The following is a 10,566-nucleotide window of genomic DNA, read 5'->3' on the forward strand; positions in this document are numbered from 1 at the left end:
GGCGGCTCGGCCGCCCGGGTGGCGACGCCGCTGCTCAGCCTCGTCGTCGCCCGTCGGCGACGGCGCGGGGTGCTGCTGGCCGGGACGGTGCGGCCCGGGGTCCTGGAGTCCGCCGCCGTCGAGCTGATGGGGACCCGCCGGTGAACGACCCGGTGGTCGCGACGCACGCCCTGACCAAGCGGTTCGGCCGGGTCACCGCCGTCGACGGCGTCGACCTGGCGGTGCCCGCCGGCTCCCGGTTCGGGCTGCTGGGCCCGAACGGCTCCGGCAAGACGACGCTGGTGCGGATGCTGCTCGGGCTGGTGCACGCCACCTCGGGGTCGATCGAGGTGCTGGGCTCGCCGATGCCGCGGGCCGCCCGCACGGTGCTGCCGCGGGTCGGTGCGCTGGTCGAGTCCCCCGCCGCCTGGCCGGGGCTGTCGGGCCGCGCGAACCTGGCCCTGCTCGACGCGGCGGGCTCGGTGGGCGGCCCGCTGCACCGGCCCGCCGACCGGCGACGACGCGTGCAGGAGGCCCTGGAGCAGGTCGGCCTGGGCGGGGTCGACCGCCGCCCGGTGCGGGCCTACTCGCTGGGGATGCGCCAGCGCCTGGGCATCGCCTCGGCGCTGCTGCGCGCCCCGGCACTGCTGCTGCTCGACGAACCGACCAACGGCCTGGACCCGCGGGGCATCGGCGAGATGCGCGCCCTGCTGACCGCGCTGAACGAACGGGGCACGACCGTGGTGCTGTCCAGCCACCTGCTCGCCGAGGTGGAGACGCTGTGCACCCGGGTCGGGGTGATGGACGCCGGGCACCTCGTGCTCACCCAGGACCTCGACGAGCTGCGGGCACCGACCGGCCGGGTCGTCGTCCGCACCCCGGCCCCGGCGGCCGCGGCGCGGGCGCTCGGCCGGGCGCTGGAGTCCGCCGACGGCGACCGGCTCGTGGTCCGCGCCGTCGACCCCGCCGACCTCAACGCGCACCTGGTGCGGGCCGGGGTGCCGGTGGCGTCGCTGGAACCGGAGCGCCGCACCCTGGAACAGGTGGTGCTGGAACGCACCGGTGACGGCTCGGACCGGGTGTCGACGGCCGGGCGGGCGGTGGCGCGGTGATCCTCGTCGAGCTGGTACTGCTGCTGCGCCGCACCCGGGTGTGGCTGTGCTGGCTGCTGCTGTGCGCGCTGCCGGCGCTCGTCGCGGTGGTCGTGTCGGCCACCGGGATCCTCCCGCCGCCCGGGCAGGGGCCCGCGTTCCTGTCCGCGGTCGCGACGAACGGGCAGATCTTCCCGGCGTTCGCGCTGGCCCTGGTGCTGCCGATCCTGCTGCCGATCACCGTGGCGGTGGTCGCCGGGGACACCGTCGCCGGGGAGGCCGCCGCGGGGACCCTGCGCTACCTGCTGATCCGGCCGGTCGGACGGCTGCGGCTGCTGGTGGCGAAACTGGTGTCGGTGGCGTTCTTCGTGGTCACCGCGGTGACGCTGGTGGTGCTGACGTCCTACGCGGTGGGGATCGCGGTGTTCGGCACCGGCACCACCACCGCCACCGGTGGTCTCACCCTGCCCCCGGTCGACGCCGGGCCCGGCTCGGTCGCGTCGCTGTCCGGGACGGTGATCGAACCGGTGGACCTGGCGACCCGGACCGGGCTGACCGTGGCCTACCTGGCGCTGTGCATGCTCACCCTGGGCGCGCTGGGGATCTTCTTCTCCACCCTGACCGACTCCCCGCTGGCGGCGGCGCTGGCGGTGCTCGCGGTCGTGGTGACCAGCGCGTCGCTGCAGGCCCTCGACGCCTCGGCCGCCTTCGTCGACTTCCTGCCGACGGCGCACTGGCTGGCCTGGATCGACCTCTACCGCGACCCGGTCCTCTACGACGCCGCCCGCACCGGGGCGTGGGTGCAGGCGGGCTGGGTCGCCGTCGCCGTCGGGGCGGCGTGGGCGAACCTGGCGACCAAGGACATCGCGAGCTGAGTGCCCGCCGCGCCGGGCCGCCTCAGCCCGCGGCGCGCAGGGTGCCGCAGGCGGCCGGGGCCTCGTCGATCGGTGCGGTGGACAGGGCACGGACGACCAGGCCGATCACGGCGTCGTCGGCGGGCAGGCCGCCGTGGCCCACGGTCGAGCCCGGGCACAGCTGCTGCAGCTCCACGTTGACCGCACCGTCGAGGCGGGCCGAGGTCGGCGGGGTGACGACCTGGTCACGGTCGGTCCACACCGACAGCCAGGGCACCGCCGTCCCGGCCCCGGCGAGCTCCCCCAGCAGTGCCGACCCCGGGGCGAGCTGACGGCACGCCTGCGGGCACGCCTCCGGGGACACGGCCGCGGCGGAGCCGGCCACCGTCGTCCCGGCCAGCGGGGAGCCGATCGACACGATCCGCCGGGCCCGGGCCGGGCCGTCGTCGCGGATCGCCCACAGCCCCGCGACGACGCCGCCCGCGGAATAGCCGACGACGTCGACCGACGGCGCCCCGGCGTCGGTGGCGACGGTGACCGCGCGGTCCAGCACCGCCACCTGCCGGTCGAGGTCGCCGGTGCCGTCGCCGTCGAGGGCCAGGACGCGCGCGTCGCGGCCCTGGGCGCGCAGGGCCCCGGCGAGGACCTCCAGGCCGGTGCGGTCGCCGCCGTAGCCGGGGACGAGCAGGACCGGGCCCGGCCGGTCCTGGGCGACGGGCCCGCCGGCGCCGCGGGACCCCTCGGGCAGGGCCGTGACGACCGCGGCCACCACGCCCAGCGCCACCAGCAGTGCGGCGACGACCAGCAGCGCCCGGCGGCGCGGGCTCACCGGGCCTCCGCCGGGGTGCCGGCCGCCGGGGTGTCGTCGGCGATCAGCAGGTCGGTGACGACCCGGTCGGCCAGCAGCCGTCCGCGGTCGGTCAGCACCGCACGGCCCGCGGCGTGCGCCGCCGGGTCCAGCAGCCCCTCGGCGACGGCGCGGGCGGCGGCCCCGCGACCGCCGTCGTGCAGCAGGGTCAGGGCCATGCCCTCGGCGAGGCGCAGCCGCAGCATGACCCGCTCGGTGTGCCGCTCATCCGCGGTGAGCTCCTCGCGACCGCCCTCGGGGGTCTCCCCCGCGGCGAGCGCGCCCGCCCAGCGCGCCGGGTGCTTGACGTTCCACCAGCGTGTCCCGGCCAGGTGGGAGTGGGCGCCGGGGCCGATCCCCCACCAGTCGCCGTCGCGCCAGTAGCCAAGGTTGTGCCGGCACTCGGCGCCGGGCAGCGACCAGTTCGACACCTCGTACCAGGACAGCCCGGCGTCGCGCAGCCGCGCGTCGAGCAGCTCGTAGCGGGTGGCGGCGACGTCGTCGTCGGGGGCGGGCAGCTCCCCGCGGCGGACCCGGCGGGCCAGGGCGGTGCCGTCCTCGACGATCAGCGCGTAGGCCGAGACGTGGTCCACCCCCGCGTCGAGGACGGCGTCGGCGGAGGCGCGCAGGTCGTCGTCGGTCTCGCCGGGGGTGGCGTAGATCAGGTCCAGGTTGACGTGACCGAACCCGGCGGCCCGGGCCTCCCGAGCGGCGGCGACGGCGCGCCCCGGGGTGTGCGTGCGGTCCAGTACGGCGAGCACGTGCGGGGCGGCGGACTGCATGCCCAGCGAGATGCGGGTGAACCCGCCGGCCCGGAGCCGGTCGAAGAACTCCGGTGAGACCGACTCGGGGTTGGACTCGGTGGTGACCTCGGCGTCGTCGGCGAACGGGAGGTGCTCGCGGGCCGCGTCGAGCACCGCGACGAGCCGGTCGGCGCCGATCAGCGACGGGGTGCCGCCGCCGACGAACACCGTCTCCACGGTGCGGTCCCCCACCGTGCGGGCGGCGAGCGCGATCTCGGCGCGGGCGGCGGCGAGCCAGCCGTCCGGGGACGCGGCGTCGCCCGCGAGCTCGGAGGCGGTGTAGGTGTTGAAGTCGCAGTAGCCGCAGCGGGTCGCGCAGAACGGCACGTGGACGTAGAGCCCGAAGGCCGGCGGCACGGAGGTCACGTCCGGCGAGTGTGCCACCGCCGGGCCGGTCGGTGCCGGGCGCACCTCGGGCCCGGACCGCTCCCCGACAGGTCCGGGGCGCACGGGACGGGCCGGTCGCGACGGGGTGGCATCCGGGGGGCCCGCGGTGGACGACGGGTTCCACCGGGCCCGTGACCCGGGGATTCCGGGTGAACCGGACACCGCGCGGCGAACGTCCGGACCTATCCGCCCCTCCCTCCCAGGATGCGAACATCACTTTGTGGCAGGTCCGGACACCGTGGCAGCCTGTGTGCGTGCCCGCACTCCGTCTCCGCCTCGTGGCGCGTCGCCACGTGGATCTGAACCGGACTCGTAGCGCGCTCTGTCGTCGTCGCTGATCCGACGGCCCCTCCCGAACCGCCCCGGGCCGCTCCGTGCCCTGTCCCGGGCCGGGGTGTGCCCGGTTCGCCCGACATCGGAGCACCCACCACATGGCGCCCTCGAAGACCGCACCCCGCCGCCCGAAGGGGCAGGGGCAGTGGAAACTCGGCCACCGCGAACCGCTGAACCCCAACGAGCGCAGCAAGCGCGACGACAATCCGCTGAACGTGCGCGCGCGGATCGAGAACGTCTACGCCCGGCGCGGTTTCGACTCGATCGACCCCGCCGACCTGCGCGGACGGTTCCGCTGGATGGGGCTCTACACCCAGCGCAGGCCCGGGATCGACGGCGGCCGCACCGCGGCGCTGGAGCCCGAGGAGCTCGATGACGAGTACTTCATGATGCGCGTGCGCCTCGACGGCGGCTCGGTCTCGGTCGAGCAGCTGCGCGCCCTCGGCGAGGTCTCGCAGCGCTACGGCCGCGACACCGCCGACGTCACCGACCGGGAGAACATCCAGTACCACTGGATCCGCGTCGAGGACGTCCCGGCGATCTGGAAGCTGATCGAGCCGCTGGGCATGCAGACCACCGAGGCCTGCGGTGACTGCCCCCGTGTGGTCATGGGGTCCCCCGTCGCCGGAGTCTCCGCCGACGAGGTGGTCGACCCGACCCCGGCCATCGACGAGATCGTGCGCCGCTTCATCGGCGACCGCGAGCTGTCGAACCTGCCGCGCAAGTTCAAGTCCGCGATCTCCTGGCAGCAGGACGTCGCACACGAGATCAACGACATCTCCTTCGTCGGCGTCGAGCACCCCGAGCACGGCCCCGGCTTCGACCTGTGGGTCGGCGGCGGGCTGTCGACCAACCCGCGGATCGCCGAACGGCTCGGCGCCTGGGTCCCGCTCGCCGAGGTCCCCGACGTGTGGCACGGCGTCGTCCAGGTGTTCCGCGACTACGGCTACCGCCGCCTGCGCCACCGCGCCCGCATCAAGTTCCTCATCGCCGACTGGGGCCCGGAGAAGTTCCGCCAGATCCTGGAGGACGAGTACCTGGGCCGGAAGCTCGTCGACGGCCCCGCCCCGGCGGTCCCCGAGCGGCCCATCGACCACGTTGGCGTCCACAAGCAGAAGGACGGCCGCAACTACGTCGGCGTCGCTCCGCCGTCGGGCCGCGTGTCGGGCACGACGCTGCTCGCCGTCGCCGACGCCGCCGAGCGCGCCGGGTCGGACCGCATCCGGTTCACCCCGTACCAGAAGATCGTCGTGCTGGACGTGGCCGACGACAGGCTCGACGGGCTGATCGAGGACCTGAACCGGCTCGGCCTGCCGGCCCGGCCCTCGACCTGGCGCCGCTCGACGATGGCCTGCACCGGCATCGAGTTCTGCAAGCTCGCGATCGTCGAGACCAAGGAGCGGGCGATCCGGCTGGTGGAGGACCTGGAGAAGCGCCTCGCCGACGTCGTCCCCGACGTGCCGATCTCGCTGCACCTCAACGGCTGCCCGAACGCCTGCGCCCGCACCCAGGTCGCCGACATCGGCCTCAAGGGCCAGATCGTCACCGACGCGGGGGGCAACCAGGTCGAGGGCTTCCAGGTGCACCTGGGCGGCGGGCTGGGGCTGGACTCCGGTTTCGGCCGCAAGCTGCGCGGGCTCAAGGTCACCAGCGCCGAGCTGGGCGAGTACGTCGAGCGCGTGGTGCGCCGCTTCGCCGAGCAGCGCGACGGCGACGAGCGGTTCGCCCAGTGGGTCCTGCGGGCCGACGAGGAGGACCTGAAGTGAGCGGGCGCGTCACGCCGTTCCACTGCCCGTACTGCGGCGAGGAGGACCTGCGCCCGGCCGAGCGGTCCGAGAAGGTCCCCGGCGCCGCCTGGTGGTGCGCCGGCTGCCTGCGCACCTTCGTCGTGACCTTCGTGGGGATCGGCGTCCCCGAGACCTCGGGAGCGGAATCATGAGTGTTGCCCTGGAGACCGACCTGCGCGCCACCGCCGAGCGTGGTGCCGCCGAGCTGGGCCCGGACGCGACCGCCGAGCAGCTGCTCGACTGGGCCGCGGAGACCTTCGGCGACCGGCTGATCGTCGCCTCCAACATGCAGGACGCCGTGCTGGTCGACCTGGCCCAGCGGGCCCGGCCGGACATCGACGTGCTGTTCCTGGAGACCGGCTACCACTTCGCGGAGACCATCGGCACCCGCGACGCGGTCGACGCCGTCTACCCGCAGCTGCGCATCGTGAACGCGCAGGCGGACCAGACGGTCGCCGAGCAGGACGCCGAGTACGGCAAGGACCTGTTCGCCCGCGAGCCGGACCGCTGCTGCGCGCTGCGCAAGGTCGTCCCGCTGGAGCGGACGCTGTCCGGCTACGACGCCTGGGTCACCGGCGTCCGCCGTGTCGAGGCCCCGACCCGGGCGAACACGCCGCTGGTCACCTACGACGAGAAGTTCGGCCTCGTCAAGATCAATCCGATCGCCGCGTGGTCCGACGAGGACATGGACGCCTACATCGCCGAGCACGGGATCCTGGTGAACCCGCTGGTCGACGCCGGCTACCCGAGCATCGGCTGCGCGCCCTGCACCGCGAAGCCGAAGCCCGGCGAGGACCCCCGCTCCGGCCGCTGGGCCGGACGTGCCAAGACCGAGTGCGGGCTGCACGCATGACGACCGTGGAGGAGACCCCCGTGACCGCCGCCGTCACGACCCCGGCGCTGGACGCCCTCGACGCACTGGAGTCCGAGGCGATCCACGTGTTCCGCGAGGTCGCCGGCGAGTTCGACCGCCCGGTGATCCTGTTCTCCGGCGGCAAGGACTCGACGCTGCTGGTGCACCTGGCCATCAAGGCGTTCGCGCCGGCCACGGTGCCCTTCGGCCTGCTGCACGTCGACACCGGGCACAACTACCCGGAGGTCATCGAGTTCCGGGACCGGATCGCCGCGCAGTACGGGCTCCGCCTGGAGGTCGCCCGCGTCGAGGACTACCTCGCCGACGGGCGGCTCGTCGAGCGCGCCGACGGCACCCGCAACCCGCTGCAGACCCAGCCGCTGCTCGACGCGATCGCCGAGCACCGCTTCGACGCCGTGTTCGGCGGCGGCCGCCGCGACGAGGAACGCGCCCGGGCCAAGGAGCGGATCATGAGCCTGCGCGACGCGTTCGGCCGCTGGGACCCGCGCAAGCAGCGCCCGGAGCTGTGGAACCTCTACAACGGACGGCACGCCGCCGGTGAGCACGTCCGCGTGTTCCCCATCTCCAACTGGACCGAGCTCGACGTCTGGCGCTACATCCGGCGCGAGGGCATCGAGCTGCCGTCGATCTACTACGCCCACGAGCGCGAGGTCTTCCAGCGCGACGGCATGTGGCTCGCCGAGGGACCCTGGGGCGGAGCGCGCGACGGCGAGCAGCTGCAGCGCAGGTCCATCCGCTACCGCACGGTGGGCGACGGCTCGTGCACCGGCGCGGTCGAGTCCACCGCCACCACCCTCGACGAGGTCATCGCCGAGGTCACCGCGTCGCGGCTCACCGAGCGCGGCGCGACCCGGGCCGACGACCGGCTGTCCGAGGCCGCGATGGAGGACCGGAAGAAGGAGGGCTACTTCTGATGACGGGCACTGCCGACACCACCTCCCGGTCCCTGCTGCGCTTCGCCACGGCGGGCTCCGTCGACGACGGCAAGTCCACCCTGGTCGGGCGCCTGCTCTACGACACCAAGTCGGTGCTGGCCGACCAGATCGAGGCCGTCGAGCGCGCCTCGGTCGACAAGGGGATGTCGACGCCGGACCTGTCGCTGCTCGTCGACGGCCTGCGCGCCGAGCGCGAGCAGGGCATCACCATCGACGTCGCCTACCGCTACTTCGGCACGCCGACCCGGGAGTTCGTGCTCGCCGACACCCCGGGCCACGTCCAGTACACCCGCAACACCGTCACCGGCGCGTCCACCGCCGAGCTGGCGGTGCTGCTGGTCGACGCCCGCAACGGCGTGGTCGCCCAGACCCGCCGGCACGCCGCGGTGCTGTCGCTGCTGCGCGTCCCGCGCCTGGTCCTGGCGATCAACAAGATCGACCTGATCGAGTACGACCAGGCGAAGATCGCCGACATCGAGCGCGAGTTCACCGAGCTGACCCGCTCGCTGGGCTTCACCGACGACGCCGTCCAGGTCATCCCGGTGTCCGCGCTGGTCGGGGACAACGTGGCGTTCCGCAGCGACAACACGCCCTGGTACACCGGGCCGACGCTGCTGGAGCACCTGGAGTCGGTCCCGGTCGACGGCCCGGACACCGCGGCCCCGTTCCGGATGCCGGTGCAGTACGTGATCCGCCCCAGGAACGGTGCCGAGTCTCGCTCCGCTGACGCTTCGCTCGGTGACCTGCACGACTACCGCGGCTACGCCGGCCAGGTCGCCTCCGGCACCGTCCGTCCGGGCGACGAGGTCGTCGTCCTGCCCGAGGGGCACCGCACCACCGTCTCCGAGGTCCGGACCGCCGACGGCCCGCTGGCCGCCGCCGGCGCGGGCCTGAGCGTGACGGTGCTGCTCGCCGACGACATCGACGCCCCCCGCGGCGCCCTGATCGCGGCCGCGTCCGACGTCCCGGAGGTCACCTCCGAGATCGATGCGACGCTGTGCTGGCTGGCCGAGAAGCCGCTGCTCCCGGGCGCGCGGCTGCTGCTCAAGCACGGCACCCGCACCACCCAGGTGATCGTCGGGACGCTGGGGGCGCGGCTGGACACCGAGAGGGTGTCCTACGCCGCCGCCCCGGAGAAGCTGGAGATCAACGACATCGGTCGGGTGTCGCTGCGCGTCGCCGACCCGCTGCCGGTCGACTCCTACGCCCGGGTCCGCACCACCGGCGGGTTCCTGCTGATCGACCCGCCGACGGGCAACACGCTCGCCGCCGGTCTGGTGGGCGACCCGCTCGCGGCGGTGCCGGCCGCCGGCTGACCGCTCCGCGCCGTCCACGGCCCCCGCACCCGCTCCGGGTGCGGGGGCCGTGTCGTGCCGGGTGGGGTGTCCGGACCGGGCGGTCGTGGCCCGGGTCACCCGGACGCGCCGAGGAGGGACCCGCCGCGGCGCGTCCCTGCAGCTCAGCGCCCCGCGGCGGCCACGTGTCCGGACAGGTTTCCCGTCGTCCCGACCAGCGGACGACGACTTGTCGACCCCCTCGATCCGTTCCACCATGGTCGGGTGACCACGACCGCCGCCCCCGCCGACCGGACCCTCGCGTCCGGCCGCGCGCAGTCGGACCCGGCGGTCTCCTGGCACCTCGTCGCGCACCTCGAGCGGTTCTGGCCGTCGCGCCGGCTCGACGCGTTCGACGAGTTCTGTCGCCGGGGTTGAGGCACCTCCCCCGACCCACCTCCCACCACGTACCGCGTACCCCTCGCACGGGTCACGGACGCTCCCGCACGCCCGGCGTGCGCAGGAAGCAGGATCATGTTCGACCCCTCGCTCGCGCTCGCAGGCCTGCTCGTCGGCTTCCTCGTCGGCCTCACCGGAATGGGCGGCGGTGCGCTCCTGACCCCGTTGCTCGTCCTGGTGTTCAAGGTCAACCCGCTCACCGCGATCTCCTCGGACCTGCTGACCTCGCTGGTGATGAAGCCGGTCGGCGCCGCGGTGCACGCCCGGCGGCGCACCGTGCACTGGCGGCTCACCGGGTGGCTGGTGCTCGGCGCCGTCCCCGCCGGATTCGCCGGCGCGGTGGTCATCGGGATGATCGGGAAGGGCGTCGGCGTCGAGGACCGGCTCAAGGTGTTCATCGGGATCGCGCTGGTCGCCTCGGTGCTGACCACGCTGTTCCGGCAGGTCATGGACCGGCGCGGCAGCCGCAACGCCGTCGACGCCGACGCGCCGGTGGACGTCCGTCCGCTGCGGACGGTGCTGATCGGCGTCGTCGGCGGGCTGGCGGTCGGGATGACCTCGGTCGGCGCCGGGTCGCTGATCATCGCGATGCTGCTGCTCGCCTACCCGCAGCTGCACCCGTCGCGGCTGGTCGGCACCGACATCGTGCAGGCGATCCCGCTGGTCGCCGCCGCGACGGTCGGGCACCTGTTCTTCGGCGACGTCCAGTTCGGCCTCGCCGCGGCGCTGCTCGTCGGCGCCCTGCCCGGCGTGTGGTTCGGCGCGCGGCTGTCCTCCGGGGGCACCGGCCGGCTCATCAAGCCGGTCGTGACCGCGGTGCTGCTCGCCTCGGCGCTCGCACTGCTCGGCGTCCCCGGCCCGTGGGTGCTGGTGGCGACGGCGATCGCGCTCGTCGTGACCGTGGCCCTGCTGCCGCGCCGCCGCCCGGTCGTCGCCGAGCCGG

Annotated in this window: 11 protein-coding genes; 9 read left to right on the forward strand and 2 right to left on the reverse strand. The window is 74.6% G+C overall.

Going from position 1 to position 10,566, the window contains the following annotated elements:
* The first annotated feature begins 140 nt into the window (after nucleotides 1-140).
* Nucleotides 141-1,091 (forward strand): ABC transporter ATP-binding protein, encoded by a 951-nt coding sequence (locus NH602_RS22415; protein WP_253068834.1) that lies wholly within the window; start codon nucleotides 141-143, stop codon nucleotides 1,089-1,091.
* Nucleotides 1,088-1,945, forward strand: coding sequence for an ABC transporter permease (locus NH602_RS22420; protein WP_179760577.1), 858 nt, complete (start codon nucleotides 1,088-1,090; stop codon nucleotides 1,943-1,945). Before NH602_RS22415 ends, NH602_RS22420 begins: the two co-directional genes overlap by 4 nt.
* Nucleotides 1,946-1,967: 22 nt before the next feature.
* Here the strand turns inward: NH602_RS22420 and NH602_RS22425 are convergent, their stop codons facing one another.
* Together NH602_RS22425 and hemW are read right to left on the reverse strand one after the other, a co-directional pair.
* Nucleotides 1,968-2,753, reverse strand: coding sequence for a lipase (locus tag NH602_RS22425; protein ID WP_179760578.1), 786 nt, complete (start codon nucleotides 2,751-2,753; stop codon nucleotides 1,968-1,970).
* Nucleotides 2,750-3,958: a radical SAM family heme chaperone HemW gene (gene hemW, locus NH602_RS22430; RefSeq protein ID WP_374210249.1), complete on the reverse strand. Its 1,209-nt coding sequence runs from the start codon at nucleotides 3,956-3,958 to the stop codon at nucleotides 2,750-2,752. Before hemW ends, NH602_RS22425 begins: the two co-directional genes overlap by 4 nt.
* A 434-nt stretch (nucleotides 3,959-4,392) precedes the next feature.
* On the opposite strand from hemW, the gene NH602_RS22435 reads away from it, so the two are divergent.
* The 7 genes from NH602_RS22435 to NH602_RS22465 all read left to right on the forward strand — a co-directional run.
* A complete protein-coding gene (locus NH602_RS22435) occupies nucleotides 4,393-6,060 on the forward strand; it encodes a nitrite/sulfite reductase (protein WP_179760579.1) in 1,668 nt (555 codons plus the stop codon).
* On the forward strand, nucleotides 6,057-6,233 hold the full coding sequence (locus NH602_RS22440) for a hypothetical protein (RefSeq protein ID WP_062401491.1): 177 nt from the start codon (nucleotides 6,057-6,059) through the stop codon (nucleotides 6,231-6,233). The genes NH602_RS22435 and NH602_RS22440 overlap by 4 nt, the downstream gene beginning before the upstream one ends.
* Entirely contained in the window at nucleotides 6,230-6,934 is a 705-nt protein-coding gene (locus tag NH602_RS22445; RefSeq protein WP_253068836.1) for a phosphoadenylyl-sulfate reductase, read from the forward strand. The genes NH602_RS22440 and NH602_RS22445 overlap by 4 nt, the downstream gene beginning before the upstream one ends.
* Nucleotides 6,931-7,869 (forward strand): sulfate adenylyltransferase subunit CysD, encoded by a 939-nt coding sequence (gene cysD / locus NH602_RS22450; RefSeq protein ID WP_179760581.1) that lies wholly within the window; start codon nucleotides 6,931-6,933, stop codon nucleotides 7,867-7,869. Before NH602_RS22445 ends, cysD begins: the two co-directional genes overlap by 4 nt.
* Complete coding sequence (locus tag NH602_RS22455) at nucleotides 7,869-9,206, forward strand: sulfate adenylyltransferase subunit 1 (RefSeq protein ID WP_253068837.1); 1,338 nt, start codon at nucleotides 7,869-7,871, stop codon at nucleotides 9,204-9,206. Before cysD ends, NH602_RS22455 begins: the two co-directional genes overlap by 1 nt.
* 243 nt (nucleotides 9,207-9,449) lie before the next feature.
* The gene (locus NH602_RS22460; RefSeq protein WP_157818514.1) at nucleotides 9,450-9,602 is read left to right on the forward strand and encodes a hypothetical protein; all 153 of its coding nucleotides are present in this window, start codon (nucleotides 9,450-9,452) and stop codon (nucleotides 9,600-9,602) included.
* 96 nt (nucleotides 9,603-9,698) lie between these two features.
* Nucleotides 9,699-10,566: sulfite exporter TauE/SafE family protein (locus NH602_RS22465; protein WP_253068838.1), on the forward strand; the 868-nt coding region annotated here is incomplete at its 3' end.

The sequence above is a fragment of the Pseudonocardia sp. McavD-2-B genome (assembly GCF_024124365.1).
GTDB lineage: Bacteria > Actinomycetota > Actinomycetes > Mycobacteriales > Pseudonocardiaceae > Pseudonocardia > Pseudonocardia alni.